Source organism: Rhizobium sp. NPDC092011 (genome assembly GCF_044756305.1).
Taxonomy (GTDB): domain Bacteria; phylum Pseudomonadota; class Alphaproteobacteria; order Rhizobiales; family Rhizobiaceae; genus Rhizobium.
Window position 1 is genome coordinate 593,998 of sequence record NZ_JBIVSO010000003.1, and the last position, 16,572, is coordinate 610,569.

The window sequence follows — 16,572 nt, forward strand, 5'->3', positions numbered from 1 at the left end:
CGGCCGTTTGCCCTCGCTGATTGCCAAAGCCGCGTCCCTGGACGCGGCTTTTTTGTCGGCTGAAGCTCCTCAGCGTAGAATGCCCAGCAAATGTCGCTGATCGTATTGCTCTCCGGCGACCCTGACGCTAATACCGTCTGCATTGCCGTTCCGGCCGTTCAGGAGCTTTCACGATGACAAATGCGTCCACCGAATCCTTCTTCAATCGCTCGCTTGCCGACACCGATCCGGACATCTTTGGAGCGATCGGCAAGGAGTTGGGTCGCCAGCGTCATGAAATCGAGCTGATCGCCTCGGAAAACATCGTCTCGCGCGCCGTGCTGGAAGCGCAGGGCTCGATCATGACGAACAAGTATGCCGAGGGATATCCGGGCAAGCGCTATTATGGCGGCTGCCAGTTCGTCGATATCGCCGAAGAGCTCGCCATCGATCGTGCCAAGAAGCTGTTCGGCGTCAACTTCGCCAACGTTCAGCCGAACTCCGGTTCGCAGATGAACCAGGCCGTATTCCTGGCGCTGCTGCAGCCGGGCGACACCTTCATGGGTCTCGACCTGAATTCGGGTGGCCACCTCACGCATGGCTCGCCGGTCAACATGTCCGGCAAGTGGTTCAATGTCGTCTCCTACGGCGTACGCGAAGGCGACAACCTGCTCGACATGGATGCGGTCCAGCGCAAGGCCGAAGAAACCAAGCCGAAGCTGATCATCGCCGGCGGCACGGCCTATTCCCGTATCTGGGACTGGAAGCGTTTCCGCGAGATCGCCGACAGCGTCGGCGCCTACCTGATGGTCGACATGGCCCATATCGCCGGTCTTGTTGCCGGTGGCCAGCATCCGTCGCCGTTCCCGCATTGCCATGTCGCGACGACGACGACGCACAAGTCGCTCCGCGGCCCGCGCGGCGGCATGATCCTCACCAATGACGAGGATCTGGCGAAGAAGTTCAATTCGGCCGTATTCCCCGGCCTCCAGGGCGGCCCGCTGATGCATGTCATCGCCGCAAAGGCCGTGGCTCTGGGCGAAGCATTGCAGCCGGAGTTCAAGGATTACGCCGCTCAGGTCGTCAAGAACGCCAAGGCGCTCGCCGAAACGCTGATTTCCGGCGGCGTCGATGTCGTCTCCGGCGGTACCGACAACCACCTGATGCTTGTGGACTTGCGCAAGAAGAACGCCACCGGCAAGCGCGCCGAGGCCGCTCTTGGCCGCGCTTACGTCACCTGCAACAAGAACGGCATTCCGTTCGATCCCGAAAAGCCCTTCGTCACCTCGGGTGTTCGTCTCGGCACGCCGGCCGGCACGACGCGCGGTTTCAAGGAAGGCGATTTCCGCGAAATCGGCAATCTGATCATCGAAGTGCTCGATGGCCTGAAAGTTGCCAATTCCGACGAGGGTAACGCTGCCGTCGAGGCTGCCGTGCGCGAGAAGGTGGTCAAGCTCACCGACCGCTTCCCGATGTACGGTTACCTAGGCTGAGGAGGGCGCATGCGCTGCCCCTATTGCGGTACGGAAGATACCCAGGTCAAGGATTCGCGCCCGGCGGAGGATAATACCTCCATCCGCCGGCGGCGAATCTGCCCGGATTGCGGCGGTCGCTTCACGACGTTCGAGCGGGTGCAGCTCCGCGAGCTGATGGTCATCAAGAAGACCGGCCGCAAGGTGCTTTTCGATCGAGACAAGCTGGTGCGGTCTTTCGAGATCGCACTGCGCAAGCGTCCGGTCGATCGCGACCGCATCGAGCGCGCCGTTTCGGGGATCGTCCGCCGTCTCGAAAGCTCGGGCGAAACCGAAATCAGCTCCGAACAGATCGGTCTCCAGGTGCTGGAAGCGTTGAAGAGCCTCGACGACGTGGCTTTCGTACGCTATGCCTCGGTCTATCGTGATTTCTCCCATGCGGAAGATTTCGAGCACGTCATCAACGAGATCAACGCCAAGATCGCGCGCGATCCGCTGGATCCCTGACCATGACACAGCTGCCGGAAGACGAACGTTTCATGGCGGAGGCTATCCGCCTGTCGCGTGAGCATCTGGGGCTGACCTCGACCAATCCGTCGGTCGGTTGTCTCATCGTCAAGGATGGTGCGGTCATCGGCCGCGGCGTCACTGCGGTTGGCGGCCGGCCCCATGCCGAGCCCCAGGCATTGGCGGAAGCCGGTGAGGCGGCGAGGGGCGCCGCAGCCTATGTGACGCTCGAACCATGCTCTCATTACGGCAAAACGCCGCCCTGCGCCGAGGCATTGATCGCTTACGGCGTGGCGCGTGTCGTCATCAGCGTCACCGACCCCGACCAGCGCGTCTCCGGGCGCGGCATCAACATGCTGCGCGCTGCCGGTATCGAAGTCGAGACAGGCGTTCTGGAGACAGAGGGTCGACGGTCGCTGGCCGGTTACCTCATGCGTCAGACGAGAAACCGGCCCTATGTGACTCTCAAGCTTGCTGTTTCTGCCGATGGCATGATCGGCAGGGTAGGCGAGGGCCAGGTTCGCATCACCGGCGATCTCTCCAGGGCGGAAGTGCAGATGCTGCGCGCCGAGAGCGATGCCATCCTTGTCGGCATCGGCACGGCGATATCAGATGACCCGGAATTGACTTGCCGGATCCCCGGCCTGGAAAATCGCTCGCCCCTGCGCATCGTCATCGACGAGCAGCTGCAGCTCCCCCTCGGCAGCACGCTGGTGCAAACGGCGCGGAAACATCCGGTCATCGCCGTTGCCGCTCATCCGCCGTCCTTCGATGAAAACACAGATGCCGCCTTCCAGGCGCGCCGTGCGGCTCTGGATGCGGCGGGCGTTGAAGTCCTGCAATCGAATACCAGCGAGCCGGGTGAACTGCTGGAGGCGCTCGGCACGCGCGGCATCTCGTCTCTGCTGCTGGAAGGTGGCGCCAGGACCGCGCAGCGCTTTCTGGATGCGGATCTCGTCGATCGCATCCTGCTGTTTCAGGGGCCGGGCACTATCGGCAAGGGCGGTATTGAATCACCCGTCCTCAAGTCCAATATCCCCCCAAGTTTCAGGCATGTCGGCGAGAGCCGCTTCGGCGACGATCTTTGCGACGAATACGAAAGAGGTTTTTGATGTTTACCGGAATTGTCACTGACGTCGGCACGGTCGAATCCATTTCCCCCATGAACGAGGGCATCAAGCTGCGCGTTGCCACCAATTACGATCCGGCAACGATCGACATGGGTGCCTCCATTTCGCATGCCGGCGTCTGCCTGACGGTGACCGGATTGCCGGAACAGGGCAGCAACGGGCGCTGGTTCGAGGTAGAGGCCTGGGAAGAGGCGCTACGCCTGACCACGATCGGCAGCTGGGAAGCGGGCAACAAGATCAACCTCGAGCGCTCCCTCAAGATCGGCGATGAGCTCGGCGGTCATATCGTTTCCGGCCATATCGATGGCAAGGCGGAGATCCTCTCCGTGACGGCCGAAGGAGAAGCCACGCGCTTTCGCCTGCGTGCGCCGGAACATCTTGCCAAATTCGTCGCGCCGAAGGGTTCGGTCGCGCTCGACGGCACCTCGCTCACGGTCAATGCCGTCGACGGCATGGAATTCGACGTGCTGCTCATCCGGCATTCGCTTGAAGTCACGACCTGGGGCGAACGCAAGGCCGGCGACTTCGTCAACTTCGAAGTCGACACCATGGCGCGCTACGCCGCACGGCTGGCGGAATTCCCCGTCGCGCGCGAAGAGGCTTGAGTCGCAGGATCTTCAATTGCTAGGAATTTGCTCCCTGGCTCGCTTCGGTTCTCCTACCGAAGCGACTTCTCCATTAGAAAATTGATGAAGGTCTGGCCACGCTTTTGCACCTGCTGCGTGGTCACGACCCCAAAGCCCTTACGCTCGAAGAAGGGGCGGGCGGTCAGACTAGCCTCGGTGAAAATTCGCGAGAGGCCCTGTTCACGGGCGGCTTGCTCGACCGTCGCAAGCAACAGGCTGGCAACGCCTCTTCCCTGATAGTCGGGATCGACGAACATCATATCCAGACAGCCGTCTGCTTTGAGATCCGTAAAGCCGATGGGCGTCGCAGCATCCATCGCAAGCCAGGTCGGCCGGCTTGCTCGATATCGTGCCCATACTTGGCTGTCTTCGACTTTCGCCCAGGCAGCGATTTGGGCCGGGCCGTAATCTCTCGAGGCGACTTCGCGAATGGCCCGCAGAAAAATATCGATCGTGGCTTGCGCATCACCCGGTTCGTACGCCTTGATCGAGAATTCTTCGTGTGAAGCCGGCATGTCACGCCCCGTCATATCAGGCGTAACGTTCGAACATGGCGTTGGGTTTGTCTTTATAAATGACGTCGCCGATCCTGCGGAAGCCGATTTTCTCGGCCACGCGCAGAGATGACCTATTGTCGAGATCGACGATACAGGTCATGCGCCGGCCGGCGAATTGTCTGTCGGCCCAGGCAATAGCCGCGCTCATCGCTTCTGTTGCATAGCCCATACCCTGCATCGGCGGCGTAATCCCCCAGCCGGATTCCAGCGTGCCTTCCGTCGTCGGCGTGATGTCCCGGTGCAGATCGAGAAAGCCCACTTCGCCGATCAGCTTGCCGCTTTGCCTTTCCTCGACGGCGAAAAAGCCGAAGCCGAGGTGGTGCCATAGGCCGGCATAGCGCAGCAGGCGAGCCCAAACCTGCTCGCGTGTCGGCAGTTCACCGCCGATAAAGCGGACGAGGTCTTCATGTCTCCAGAGGGCAAGGAATTCGTCGAAATCGTCCAGCGTGTGGCCACGCAACACAAGTCGGTCGGTCGTTAACGTCGGAATGATGGTCATGGGGCTTAAAACTTTGCTGAAATAGATTTTTGACAACGCTCAATCGTCTGAGGCACCGGGCTCTCCGTCCCAGTAGTCGAGATTGGTGTCTGCGGCGCGGCCGATGGCACGGAACGTCGTCTTGCCCTCGCCATAAGTTTTGGCGAGGAACTTGCCGGAATCCGGATATTCGACGATTTCGGTTTTCGCCTTCGTGGAGATGGCGAGATAGATCAGGACGGCGGGACCGGTGTTGATCAACTGATGTGCCGTTTCCGGTCCGCCCGCGGGTGCGCCGAGCACGTCACCCTTGCTGACGGCGACACGATGATCGCCGAAGCGGTATTCGCCTTCGCCGTCGAGAATGACGAACATCTCTTCCTCGACGTGATGATTGTGAAACGGACAGCCGGATTTGCCTGGCGGCACTTCGTTGTAGCTGATCCCGAGGTTCTTCAGTCCGAGCATTGCGCCAAAGGACGTGTCGCTGCCGGCAAAGAAGCTGCCCTTCTGCCAATGCTCCAGTTCAAGCTCGCCGACATTGACGGCGGGTATGGATTTTTTTGTCATGAGGCTCCCCCTTCGCAGGCCAGAAATTATTATCGAAGCGGTTGCGACTGCGGAAGCCACAATTTCCGCGGGGCTGCGTTCATTTCCAAATAGGGCCGGAATCGGCGCGGACCATTGAAAAACACTTGCCAAGCGCGGCCCGCCGTGGTTTGACCCGGCCTAATAAGGTGCCGCGCCCTCTCAATCCTCAGGTGATGTATGTCCAGCTCTTCGAATGCCCACATTCTTATCGTCGAAGCTCGCTTCTACGATGATATGGCCGATGCTCTGCTCGACGGTGCCAAGACCGCACTGGATGCGGCAGGCGCGACCTATGACGTCGTAACCGTGCCCGGCGCGCTGGAGATCCCGGCCGCGATCGCCATGGCGCTTGACGGTGGCGACAACGGCGGCGTTATCTATGACGGCTACGTCGCCCTCGGCATGGTCATCCGTGGCGAAACCTATCATTTCGACATCGTCGCAAACGAATCTTCGCGCGCGTTGATGGATCTGGCCGTGAGCGAGTCTCTCGCGATCGGCAATGGCATTCTGACCGTCGAGAATGACGATCAGGCCTGGGCGCGTGCGCGCCGTTCGGACAAGGACAAGGGCGGTTTCGCCGCCCGTGCGGCGCTGACCATGATCGCGCTGAAAGAGAAGTTGGGTGCATAATTCATGAGCAATCAGGATAACGAGCGACCCGCAAAGCCCGCCAATCAGCGGGGCGCAGCACGCCTCGCGGCGGTGCAGGCGCTCTATCAGATGGATATCGGCGGAACAGGCGTTCTGGAGGTGGTGGCCGAATACGAGGCGCACCGTCTCGGGCAGGAGCTGGACGGCGAGACCTATCTGAAGGCAGATGCCTCCTGGTTTCGCTCCATCGTGTCGGGCGTCGTGCGCGAGCAGACCCGTCTCGATCCGCTGATCGGCTCTGCCCTTCAGGACGACTGGGCTCTTTCGCGTCTCGACAGCACCGTCCGCGCCATCCTGCGCGCCGGCACCTTCGAGCTGCTCGACCGCAAGGACGTGCCGGTTCCGGTGATTGTCACCGAGTATGTCGAGATCGCACATGCCTTCTTTGAAGAGGACGAACCGAAGCTTGTGAATGCGGTTCTCGACCGAATCGCCAAGCAGGTTCGCGGCGACGCCAAGAAATAGGCCCGCCTGAAGGCGCGGCCCATGCCGGGTTGCGCTTTCGTTTCCTTCGTTCGCGTCTGATTTCATCTTCGAATCTTCTTTTGAACCTCCTGCGGGTGTTTTACCTGCGGGCGGTCTTGACGCGACGTTTTGCCGACATCAATCTTGCATTGCACATTGGTCGATCACCCTGGAGGAGGGGATTGGTCGATGTCGCAGGCGGCCGGGGGAGGAGTGAACCGCCGGCTTTTTTGGAGGGAAAAAGCGAAATGTCGATTCTTTTAGGAGTGATCGCATGCGGACTGCTCTCGGTCATCTATGCCGTATGGGCAACCCGGTCGGTGCTCGCTGCCGATCAGGGCAACGCCCGCATGCAAGAGATTGCCGGTTATATTCGTGAAGGAGCGCAGGCTTATCTTGCGCGTCAATATAGAACTATTGCCATCGTCGGGGTCATTGTTTTCATTGCTGCATGGCTCCTTTTGTCGTCCGAAGCCGCTTTTGGCTTCCTGATCGGCGCAATCCTCTCAGGCGCCGCAGGGTTCATCGGCATGCATGTTTCCGTGCGTGCCAATGTCCGCACGGCCCAAGCGTCGTCGCAGAGCCTGTCTGCTGGCCTCGATATCGCCTTCAAGTCGGGCGCCATCACCGGCATGCTGGTTGCGGGCCTCGCCCTGCTCGGCGTCTCCATCTACTTCTATGTACTGACCGGCATTCTCGGCCATGAGGCAGGTTCTCGTGACGTGATCGACGCGTTGGTGGCTCTCGGCTTCGGCGCCTCGCTGATTTCGATCTTCGCCCGCCTCGGCGGCGGCATCTTCACCAAAGGCGCCGACGTTGGCGGCGATCTCGTCGGCAAGGTCGAAGCGGGTATCCCCGAGGACGATCCGCGTAACCCGGCCACCATTGCCGATAACGTCGGTGACAACGTCGGCGATTGCGCCGGCATGGCAGCCGACCTGTTCGAAACTTATGCGGTTTCCGTCGTCGCGACCATGGTTCTGGCCTCGATCTTCTTTGCCGGCTCGCCGCTGCTCAATTCCGCAATGATCTATCCGCTGGCGATCTGCGGCGCCTGCATCATCACGTCGATTATCGGCACCTTCTTCGTGAAGCTTGGCGCCAATGGCTCCATCATGGGCGCCCTCTACAAAGGCCTGATTGCTACGGGCGTCCTCTCGATCATCGGTCTTGGGGCAGCCACTTCGCTGACCATCGGCTGGGGTTCGGTAGGTACCGTTGCGGGCTTTGAAGTCACCGGCACGAGGCTCTTTGCCTGTGGCATCGTTGGCCTTATCGTCACGGCGCTGATCGTCGTCATCACCGAATACTACACCGGCACGAACAAGCGGCCGGTGAATTCCATCGCCCAGGCGTCGGTCACCGGTCACGGCACCAACGTCATTCAGGGTCTTGCCGTCTCGCTCGAATCGACGGCGCTGCCGGCGATCGTCATCGTCGGCGGCATCATCGCCACCTATCAGCTCGGTGGCCTGTTCGGCACCGGCATTGCCGTTACGGCCATGCTCGGGCTTGCCGGCATGATCGTTGCGCTCGATGCTTTCGGCCCGGTAACGGATAACGCCGGCGGCATCGCGGAAATGTCGCATCTTCCGCCGGAAGTGCGCAAATCCACCGACGCTCTGGACGCGGTCGGTAACACCACCAAGGCCGTAACCAAGGGCTATGCCATCGGTTCCGCCGGTCTCGGCGCGCTGGTATTGTTCGCCGCCTATTCCAACGACCTGCAATATTTCGCGGCGCACGGCGACAAGTTCCCTTACTTCGCCAATGTCGGGACGATCTCCTTCGATCTTTCCAACCCCTATGTCGTTGCCGGGTTGCTGTTCGGTGGCCTTATTCCCTACCTCTTCGGCGGCATTGCGATGACGGCCGTCGGTCGTGCCGCCAGTTCGATCGTGGAGGAGGTACGCCGGCAGTTCCGTGAGAAGCCGGGTATCATGCAGGGTACGGAGCGTCCCGACTACGGCCGCGCCGTCGATCTCCTGACCAAGGCCGCCATTCGCGAGATGATCATCCCGTCGCTGCTGCCGGTGCTTGCGCCTATTGTCGTCTACTTCGGCGTTCTGCTGATTTCCGGCTCGAAGGCTTCGGCTTTCGCGGCGCTCGGCGCCTCGCTCCTCGGGGTCATCATCAACGGCCTCTTCGTCGCCATTTCCATGACATCGGGTGGCGGTGCCTGGGACAATGCCAAGAAGAGCTTCGAGGACGGCTTCGTCGACAAGGACGGGACGCGCCATATGAAAGGCTCGGAAGCTCACAAGGCATCCGTGACGGGCGACACCGTCGGTGATCCCTACAAGGATACGGCTGGTCCTGCAGTCAATCCGGCAATCAAGATCACCAATATCGTGGCATTGCTGCTGCTCGCCATCCTTGCCGGATAAGGAAGGCGAACAGAACGAACAAAAAACCCGCGAAGCAGCGCTTCGCGGGTTTTTCTGTGAAATAGCTTCCCGGTTTATTGGCCAGGATTGAGATTGTTGAGGAAGTTCTTTGCGCCGTTTACGCCGTTGCCGCCGCCCTGCAGGATCTGTTGCAGGAAGGTGATGTCGCGGCCGCCGGTCGGCGTCGTGCGGCTGATCATGTCGAAGACCCTGCCGTCCTTCAGCGTATAATTGGCTTCCTGCTTCACGATGCCGTCTTTGTCGAAATAGATCGCCAGAATGTTCTGGTCGACGAGCTTCGGCTTCATGAAGGCAGCAGCGCGGGTGCGCTTCTGAGAGATGTAGTAGAAAACCTCTCCATCGAAGGTCGCTGTTGTCGAAGGCGTACCGAGCGAGAGCAGGACCTGCTCGCGGCTCGAACCAACAGGCGCAAGCGCAAGCGACTGCGGGTCGAAGATGTAACCGTTGTTCATGACCTCACTGGTCTTGCAACCCGAAAGGCCCATGGTCGCAATCACCAGGGCGATGGCGGCAGTGCTGCTGAAAGATATGTCAGACTTGAAATACCGTCTGGTCAACGACATCTCATCTCCCCTAATGAATCAATCCGATGGCCGGACGGCCGGTGTGACCTTGCTGTGCACATCATTGTGGCCTTTCCGCGATTGGAAAGGCACAAGACGCTGTTCGGCACTCTTCATCAACAATCATTCACAACGTAACGACGGTTAAGGGCAGGAGCCTCGAAGCGGGCACAAACGGCATTGCAATTCGCGCCTGCTTCGGTAAACCAGCTTTTGCGTGGATGCAACAAGGCCAAGCAAAAACGGCGCGCTCTGAACGAGCCAATACCGGGAATTCTCATGATTTTTGGGCTCTTTCGCAAAAGAAATCACAATCAGATCATCGTCGTCAGGCAATATGAGCTTCTGACATCGACGGCGCGGCAGCCGGTTTTCTATACCGACTACGACGTGCCCGACACGGTGATGGGGCGCTTCGAATTGCTTTCCGTCGTCATGATCCTGTTTTTTCGCCGCACGCGGTCTTCCGCGACCAGCGGCCAGGAGCTTGCACAGGAAATCGTCGATGCGTTTTTCGAGGATATAGATTATTCGATCCGCGAACTCGGGATCGGCGACAACAGCGTGCCGAAACGCATGAAGAAACTGGCCGGCATGTTCTATGGGCGGCTTGAAAGTTATGCGGCTGCCATGGATGGCGAGGACCGCACCGCTCTTGCCGCCGCGCTTCGGCGCAACATCTATCCGAAAGCGGATGATGGCGCAGCGTCCATGGTCGGGCTGGCCGACTGGATGATGACGGCGGAGGCGTATCTGGCCGCTGTGCCGGAGGCGGAGCTCGCCACCGGTTCGGCGGCATTGCCGTTGCCAGTTGGGCGCGGCCAAGAGCAATAATAGGAGACAGGAATGAAAACACACGGATCCGATGAAACACCCTTTTCCTATCTCGTGAAGGTCGGTCATATCTCCGCCAATCCTGTCGACGTGCATGTCGAAGCGGATAAGCGCGAGCTTGCCGGTCTGGCGGAACTTTGGGATGTCCTCTCCGTGGAAAAACTGGCGGCCGATATGAAGATTTCGCGCTGGAAGCGCGATGGTGTGCGGGTCAAGGGTAATGTGAAGGCGAAAATCGTCCAGGCTTGCGTCGTCACGCTTGAGCCGGTCGAGTCGGAAATCGACGAAGATTTCGAGCACATCTTCGTGCCCGAAGATTCCAAGCTGGCGCGCTCACCGTCGACCGACGCGGGCGAGATGGTGCTCGATCCGGACGGCCCGGACCTTCCGGAAACCTTTACCGGCGATACGATCGACGCCGGGGCGGTCGTTGCGGAATTCGCAGCCCTTGCCATCGATCCGTACCCGCGCAAGCCCGGCGTCGAGTTCGAAGGGCACATTGAAGATACTGGTGAAAATGACAGGAAGCCTTCGCCGTTCGCAGTTCTGAAAGACTGGAAAAAGGACTAGGCCACAGTGCTGATCGAGCACAATTCTGTTGTAACCGGGGGAGAAAACGGTATTTTGACGCCAAATTCGCCGGTCTCGGCGAAGAAAAAGGACTAGGGACGCGTGATCAGAATTTCTCTTGACCTAATGGGTGGCGACTTCGGCCCTGAGGTTGTTGTTCCCGGCGCGGCCAAGGCGCTGGATAGGCATCCCGATATTACATTCATCATGTACGGACAGAAGGATCGCTGCGAAGCGGTCCTCGCAAAATATCCCAAGCTTCGCGAAAAATCGGTCTTTCACGAATGCGAAGTTGCCATCAGCATGGATGAAAAGCCGAGCCAGGCGCTTCGCCGCGGCCGCTATGTTTCCAGCATGTGGCGTTCGATCGATGCGGTGAAGGCAGGCGATGCCGACGTGGTCGTTTCCGCCGGTAATACCGGCGCGCTGATGGCGATGGCGAAATTCTGTTTGCGCACCATGGCCAATATCGAACGTCCGGCAATCGCAGCGATCTGGCCGACACTTCGGGGCGAAAGCATCGTGCTCGATGTCGGCGCCACCATCGGCGCCGATGCACAGCAGCTGCTCGACTTTGCGCTGATGGGCGGTGCAATGGCGCGCGCGCTTTTCGAGATCGAACGTCCGACCATCGGACTGCTGAATGTCGGTGTCGAAGAGATCAAGGGACAGGAGGACGTCAAGGATGCCGGCCGCCTGATTCGCGAAGCCAATTTGGAGTCGCTGGAGTATTTCGGCTTCGTCGAAGGTGACGATATCGGCAAGGGTACGGTCGATGTCGTGGTCACGGAAGGCTTTTCCGGCAACATCGCGCTGAAAACGGCGGAAGGTACAGCCAAGCAGATCGGCTCCTATCTGCGCGCTGCCATGTCGCGCACGCTGCTGGCCCGCATCGGCTACGTCCTTGCCAAGGGCGCCTTCGATCTGCTGCGCGAGAAGCTCGACCCCAGCAAGGTCAATGGCGGCGTTTTCCTTGGTCTGAACGGCATCGTCATCAAGAGCCATGGCGGGGCCAATGCCGAAGCTTTCGCGGCCGCCATCGATGTCGGCTACGACATGGCCAAGAATGGCCTGACGCAGAAAATTGAAAATGATTTGAAGAAATACCATGCCAAGCGGCTGCCCCCGATTGGGCCGGAAGCGGCATGAACGACGGGATACAAGCAGAATGATCCGTTCAGTTGTTCGCGGATTTGGGGCGGCGCTCCCCAAGCGCGTCATGACCAATGCCGAGATGGAGCAGGTCGTCGATACCAGTGACGATTGGATCGTCCAGCGCACGGGCATCCGTCAACGCTATATTGCGGGGGATGACGAAACCACGGCGTCGCTCGGCGAGCGGGCGGCACGGGCGGCACTCGCCAATGCCGGCCTGACGCCCGATGATCTCGACATGATCATCGTCGCGACATCGACGCCCGACAACACCTTTCCGGCAACCGCCGTCAACATTCAGAACCGGCTTGGCATGCATCATGGCTTCGCCTTCGATGTTCAGGCCGTCTGCACCGGTTTCGTCTATGCCGTGACCACGGCCGACGCCTATATTCGTGGCGGCCTTGCCAAGCGCGTGCTCGTCATCGGTGCTGAGACCTTCTCCCGTATCCTCGATTGGACGGACCGCACGACCTGCGTTCTCTTCGGCGATGGCGCTGGCGCGCTGGTGCTTGAGGCGGGCGAGGGGAGCGGTGCCAACAGCGATCGAGGCGTGCTGGCGGCAAGCCTGCGTTCCGACGGCGCCCACAAGGAAAAGCTCTATGTCGACGGCGGCCCGTCTTCGACGGGTACGGTCGGCGTTCTTCATATGGCGGGGCGCGAAGTCTTCAAGCATGCCGTTGGCATGATCACCGACGTCATTCAGGCCGCCTTCGACGCGACCGGCGCGACGGTGGACGATCTGGACTGGCTGGTGCCGCATCAGGCCAATCGGCGCATTATCGATGGCTCCGCCAAGAAGCTTGGAATTGCTCCCGAGAAGGTTGTGATCACCGTCGATCTCCATGGCAATACTTCGGCTGCTTCCATCCCCTTGGCGATCGCAACAGCTGCCGGTGACGGGCGAATCAAGAAGGGCGATCTGGTGATGCTGGAGGCCATGGGCGGCGGCTTCACATGGGGTGCGGTGCTGCTGCGCTGGTAGCGCCGTATCTCTAAAAGCCGATTCCGAACAAGAGCTTGACCGTTTGGCGCAAGGGCAATAGTCTCGCAAGGCTTGAATAAGATTACCAATCAGTATGGGCGGGGAGCTATGACTGGCAAGACAGTGACGCGCGCGGATTTGGCGGAGTCAGTATTCCGGAAAGTCGGCCTCTCCCGCACGGAGTCGGCCGAGCTCGTCGAGACGGTGATCGATGAAATTTGCAACGCCATCGTGCGTGGCGAAACTGTGAAGCTTTCCTCCTTCGCGACGTTTCAGGTGCGCGATAAAAATGAACGTATTGGTCGTAATCCGAAGACCGGTGAGGAAGTGCCGATCTCTCCACGGCGCGTCATGACCTTCAAGGCGTCGAATGTCCTGAAGACACGAATCCTCAAGGCGCACGCCAGCCGCAAGGCGAAGGCGAGGCCGGCCAATCCTGCTTCCTGATCCATTTCAAGGATCGATTTTCCCACAGGCCGTAAGCCTTGCGCTGCGGCCTTTGTTGTTGGCTTTTCCAACGCTTTTGCAGCTTGATTGTGCTGCGGCTGCAGAGGCCACTTGAATTTCCTCTGCCAAACCGTTGAAATATGGTGATTCGTATCCCGACAAGATACGACGTCGATATCCGGTTTTGTGCGATCCGGCCCGAATGGCGCCTTACTCGCACTGTGGGAGTATGATGATGGACAAGAGCCCGGATGCATTTCGCACGATCAGCGAAGTTGCGGAAGACCTTGATCTGCCGCAGCATGTCCTACGTTTCTGGGAGACGCGTTTCCCGCAAATCAAGCCGATGAAGCGCGGCGGCGGCAGACGTTACTATCGACCTGAAGACGTCGATCTTTTGAACGGCATCCGTCACCTGCTCTACGATCACGGCTACACGATCAAGGGCGTTCAGAAGCTTTTGAAGACCAATGGCAACAAGTTTGTCATTGCGGTCGGTCACGGCGATCTCGCAAGTGTCGAAGCATTGGCCGCGGCGGCGCAGGAGCACGCTCCCGTCGAGCCGCGCGTCAGTTCCGCCAATCCAGAAGAAGATCAGGTCGTCGGCCGGGCAAAGGCACCGATAAGCCGTCGGTTCTTCAATTTCGTGAGCGGCGACGATGGCGCGCCCGATGTCTCCATCGGTAAATCCAGCGTCGGCAAGGAAGATCGGGCTTTGTTGCAAGAGACGCTCTACGATCTTCTGGAGTGCAAACGCCTCCTCGATCAGGTGCGATAGCGCCGCGACTCGCAACGCAATCATCTTACCCAACGAGATGTGTGTTTGAGCCTGCGCAACTCTGTGTGCTCAATCCTGGGTAGATTTTGAGGTGCTGGAAACCTCCCAAGACGCAACTTTGTTTCGTTGTCATGTCTTCGGATATATCTTTGTGACAAATTTGTCACGACGTTGCGCTTCTGCGTTGCATGAAATTAGTTCGGCAGCCTTCTTAACTTGCCGGGCGCAAACTGCAGGTTCAGTCTGACTGTGAAGCTTCGTTGCTTCACCCTTCGGAGAAGGGGAACAGCCAGTCAGGCTATGGAGGGGCAAGAGATTGTCTGCCGGGAGACTCCATCCCTGATGGATCGTCGAATGGAGATACCATGAACATCAAGAGCCTTCTTCTTGGCTCCGCTGCTGCGATCGTCGCAGCGAGCGCTGCCCATGCTGCAGATGCAATTGTCGCCGCCGAACCAGAGCCTCTGGAATACGTTCGGATCTGCGATGCCTATGGCACCGGCTATTTCTATATTCCCGGCACTGAGACTTGCCTGAAGGTCGGCGGCAAGGTCCGCACCGAGGGCGAATGGTTCGACGCCTATAATCCGCGTAGCAAGGTCGGCACGCTCTGGCATGAGCGCATCGAGCTCAATATCGACACTGCGACTGACACGGAATATGGCGCGCTGAAGACAAACACCATCTTCCGCTGGGAGTGGAACGATGGAGGCGCTACCTCCTCCAAGCTGCTGTTTGCCAATATCAGCCTTGCCGGCTTCACGGTCGGTAAGCTCGACTCTCAATTCAATCTTTATGCGGGCTATGCCGGCGACGTCATCAACGACGACGCTATTTATGACGGCCCTTACGAATTGAACCAGCTGACCTACAATTATGATGCCGGCAATGGCTTCACGGCCGTGATTTCGCTCGAAGACAGCAACTCCACCACCGATGGCCAGGCATCCTATGGTGCTGGCTGGTGGACGGACGACAAGTCCAACCACTATGCCCCCGATGTCGTCGCCGGCTTCGGCTACAAGACGGGCGACTGGGGCTTCAAGGTCATCGGCGGTTATGACTCGATCGTCGAAGAGGGCGCCATCAAGGCGCGCATAGATGCGAAGTTCGGCGGCGTGGAAGCCTTCCTGATGGGCGGTTGGAACACGGACGGCGACAAGCTGAACAAATATGCCGGCACCAATCAGGACATTTCCGCCTGCACGACGTCCAGCGGCGCCGTGAATGCAGCCAAATGCGGCTGGGGAGACTGGGCGGTTTGGGGCGGCGTCGGCGTTCCGATCAACGAAAAGCTGAAATGGAACCTGCAGCTCGCCTACACGGAATCGAAGATTTTCGAGGCGACCACGAACCTCAAGTTCAATCCGGTCAAGGATCTGCTGATCGAACCCGAAGTGACCTACATGCACTACGACTTTATCAAGGACGATACTGTTGCGGGCATTCTTCGTTTCGAGCGGAACTTCTGATTTGAGTTGACGCTACCGGTCTTCGTCTGCGGTTCTGCCGGCAGACGGAGGCCAGGCTAGAAAGGGCTTCGCGGCACGCGAAGCCCATGTTGTGAGGGGCATGCCGGCGGCTTTCACCCATTAATCATGATGCCAATTTCGCGCTTAGCTTGATAAGCCCGACTTGCTAAATATTACCTTTGGCTGTAATTCGATCCCTTGGGGTTGTATTATTTATGCCGGAGGGAATATGCGTATACGTGCCACTATGGCGGCGAGCCTTGTCGCCGTTTCAACCATTCTAGCGAGCTGCCAGACGCCGCAAGAATCCGCGATGAATGCCGAAATGACCTGTCAGTCTCAGGGGTTCCGCCCTGGCACGCAGCGCTATAACCGTTGCGTCGGCAGCACCTATCAGGCCAATCGCGCCCAGGCGCAGCAGGCTGAAAATCAGGCTGCCGGCCTTGCAGCCGCAGGCATTATCGGTGGCGTGCTGATCGGCGCTGCCGTCAGCGACAATCATCATCATCGCCGCTACTACGACCGGCCCTATTACCGCCGCTGCTATCGCTGCTGGTAAACGCCGCCTTCGCTCTCATCTGAACAAGACTCCGCCGCTTCAACCCGGCGGAGTTTTCATATCCGGAGACTATCGTCAGAGCGGCGTCATTTCCTCGCGGCTGACAAGCTTCAGGCTGCGGTCCGGCTGCAGGATGTAGGTCTCGTAAACATCCTGTCCCCACTTGTTGGTGAAACGATGCTCGATGCGGCTGCCGGGGGGCGATTGGGTCAGCTTCATATGCGGCTGACCGCCATAGGTGATGCTGCCGGGGATGGGTTGCAGCGGCTCGGTCGTATTGCATGCCGCAAGCAGCGGTGCGCATATCAAAAGAGCTATTAAGGGTTTCATTGGCTTGACTTT

General features: G+C 59.3%; 20 protein-coding genes. 15 read left to right on the top strand and 5 right to left on the bottom strand.

The genetic code is table 11. The features are described 5' to 3' along the window. The first annotated feature begins 173 nt into the window (after positions 1-173). The 4 genes from glyA to ACIQJ2_RS18120 are packed head-to-tail and all read left to right on the top strand — an operon-like array spanning position 174 to position 3,693. Entirely contained in the window at positions 174-1,472 is a 1,299-nt protein-coding gene (gene glyA / locus ACIQJ2_RS18105) for a serine hydroxymethyltransferase (RefSeq protein WP_400667047.1), read from the top strand. A gap of 9 nt (positions 1,473-1,481) precedes the next feature. Next, positions 1,482-1,958 carry a transcriptional regulator NrdR gene (nrdR, locus tag ACIQJ2_RS18110; protein WP_068385764.1) on the top strand — a complete coding sequence of 159 codons (477 nt, stop codon included), beginning with the start codon at positions 1,482-1,484 and terminating at the stop codon, positions 1,956-1,958. Between the two features lie 2 nt (positions 1,959-1,960). Continuing rightward, positions 1,961-3,070: a bifunctional diaminohydroxyphosphoribosylaminopyrimidine deaminase/5-amino-6-(5-phosphoribosylamino)uracil reductase RibD gene (gene ribD, locus ACIQJ2_RS18115; RefSeq protein WP_400667044.1), complete on the top strand. Its 1,110-nt coding sequence runs from the start codon at positions 1,961-1,963 to the stop codon at positions 3,068-3,070. Continuing rightward, entirely contained in the window at positions 3,070-3,693 is a 624-nt protein-coding gene (locus tag ACIQJ2_RS18120; protein WP_400667042.1) for a riboflavin synthase, read from the top strand. Before ribD ends, ACIQJ2_RS18120 begins: the two co-directional genes overlap by 1 nt. 53 nt (positions 3,694-3,746) lie before the next feature. On the opposite strand, the gene ACIQJ2_RS18125 is transcribed toward ACIQJ2_RS18120, so the two are convergent. The 3 genes from ACIQJ2_RS18125 to ACIQJ2_RS18135 are packed head-to-tail and all read right to left on the bottom strand — an operon-like array spanning position 3,747 to position 5,319. Beyond that, positions 3,747-4,229 (bottom strand): GNAT family N-acetyltransferase, encoded by a 483-nt coding sequence (locus tag ACIQJ2_RS18125; RefSeq protein WP_400667040.1) that lies wholly within the window; start codon positions 4,227-4,229, stop codon positions 3,747-3,749. Between the two features lie 16 nt (positions 4,230-4,245). Then, positions 4,246-4,770 carry a GNAT family N-acetyltransferase gene (locus ACIQJ2_RS18130; protein WP_400667038.1) on the bottom strand — a complete coding sequence of 175 codons (525 nt, stop codon included), beginning with the start codon at positions 4,768-4,770 and terminating at the stop codon, positions 4,246-4,248. 39 nt (positions 4,771-4,809) lie between these two features. Beyond that, positions 4,810-5,319 (bottom strand): cupin domain-containing protein, encoded by a 510-nt coding sequence (locus tag ACIQJ2_RS18135; protein ID WP_400667036.1) that lies wholly within the window; start codon positions 5,317-5,319, stop codon positions 4,810-4,812. 198 nt (positions 5,320-5,517) lie between these two features. On the opposite strand from ACIQJ2_RS18135, the gene ribH reads away from it, so the two are divergent. The 3 genes from ribH (at position 5,518) to ACIQJ2_RS18150 (ending at position 8,846) form a co-directional block, all read left to right on the top strand. Beyond that, positions 5,518-5,973, top strand: a complete 456-nt coding sequence (gene ribH / locus ACIQJ2_RS18140; RefSeq protein ID WP_199094044.1) for a 6,7-dimethyl-8-ribityllumazine synthase — start codon at positions 5,518-5,520, stop codon at positions 5,971-5,973. 3 nt (positions 5,974-5,976) lie between these two features. Further along, a complete protein-coding gene (gene nusB / locus ACIQJ2_RS18145; RefSeq protein WP_184701656.1) occupies positions 5,977-6,459 on the top strand; it encodes a transcription antitermination factor NusB in 483 nt (160 codons plus the stop codon). Positions 6,460-6,707: 248 nt separating this feature from the next. Further along, entirely contained in the window at positions 6,708-8,846 is a 2,139-nt protein-coding gene (locus ACIQJ2_RS18150; RefSeq protein WP_199149719.1) for a sodium-translocating pyrophosphatase, read from the top strand. Between the two features lie 74 nt (positions 8,847-8,920). Here the strand turns inward: ACIQJ2_RS18150 and ACIQJ2_RS18155 are convergent, their stop codons facing one another. Further along, positions 8,921-9,430, bottom strand: coding sequence for an outer membrane protein assembly factor BamE (locus ACIQJ2_RS18155; RefSeq protein ID WP_199149718.1), 510 nt, complete (start codon positions 9,428-9,430; stop codon positions 8,921-8,923). Between the two features lie 279 nt (positions 9,431-9,709). Here ACIQJ2_RS18155 and ACIQJ2_RS18160 point away from each other — a divergent pair, with 279 nt between their 5' ends. The 8 genes from ACIQJ2_RS18160 (at position 9,710) to ACIQJ2_RS18195 (ending at position 16,230) form a co-directional block, all read left to right on the top strand. Next, entirely contained in the window at positions 9,710-10,264 is a 555-nt protein-coding gene (locus ACIQJ2_RS18160; RefSeq protein ID WP_199149717.1) for a ubiquinol-cytochrome C chaperone family protein, read from the top strand. A gap of 12 nt (positions 10,265-10,276) precedes the next feature. Next, positions 10,277-10,834 (top strand): DUF177 domain-containing protein, encoded by a 558-nt coding sequence (locus ACIQJ2_RS18165; RefSeq protein WP_199149716.1) that lies wholly within the window; start codon positions 10,277-10,279, stop codon positions 10,832-10,834. Positions 10,835-10,936: 102 nt separating this feature from the next. Then, positions 10,937-11,983, top strand: a complete 1,047-nt coding sequence (gene plsX, locus ACIQJ2_RS18170; protein WP_199149715.1) for a phosphate acyltransferase PlsX — start codon at positions 10,937-10,939, stop codon at positions 11,981-11,983. 19 nt (positions 11,984-12,002) lie between these two features. Then, positions 12,003-12,974, top strand: coding sequence for a beta-ketoacyl-ACP synthase III (locus ACIQJ2_RS18175; RefSeq protein WP_199149714.1), 972 nt, complete (start codon positions 12,003-12,005; stop codon positions 12,972-12,974). A gap of 108 nt (positions 12,975-13,082) precedes the next feature. Next, the gene (locus tag ACIQJ2_RS18180) at positions 13,083-13,421 is read left to right on the top strand and encodes an integration host factor subunit alpha (RefSeq protein WP_007692773.1); all 339 of its coding nucleotides are present in this window, start codon (positions 13,083-13,085) and stop codon (positions 13,419-13,421) included. Between the two features lie 229 nt (positions 13,422-13,650). Further along, a complete protein-coding gene (locus ACIQJ2_RS18185) occupies positions 13,651-14,199 on the top strand; it encodes a MerR family transcriptional regulator (RefSeq protein WP_199096401.1) in 549 nt (182 codons plus the stop codon). Between the two features lie 365 nt (positions 14,200-14,564). Then, positions 14,565-15,671, top strand: coding sequence for a porin (locus ACIQJ2_RS18190; RefSeq protein ID WP_199149713.1), 1,107 nt, complete (start codon positions 14,565-14,567; stop codon positions 15,669-15,671). A gap of 229 nt (positions 15,672-15,900) precedes the next feature. Continuing rightward, entirely contained in the window at positions 15,901-16,230 is a 330-nt protein-coding gene (locus ACIQJ2_RS18195) for a hypothetical protein (protein ID WP_199096405.1), read from the top strand. Between the two features lie 75 nt (positions 16,231-16,305). Here the strand turns inward: ACIQJ2_RS18195 and ACIQJ2_RS18200 are convergent, their stop codons facing one another. Further along, positions 16,306-16,560, bottom strand: coding sequence for a hypothetical protein (locus ACIQJ2_RS18200; protein WP_400667030.1), 255 nt, complete (start codon positions 16,558-16,560; stop codon positions 16,306-16,308). Positions 16,561-16,572 lie beyond the last annotated feature (12 nt).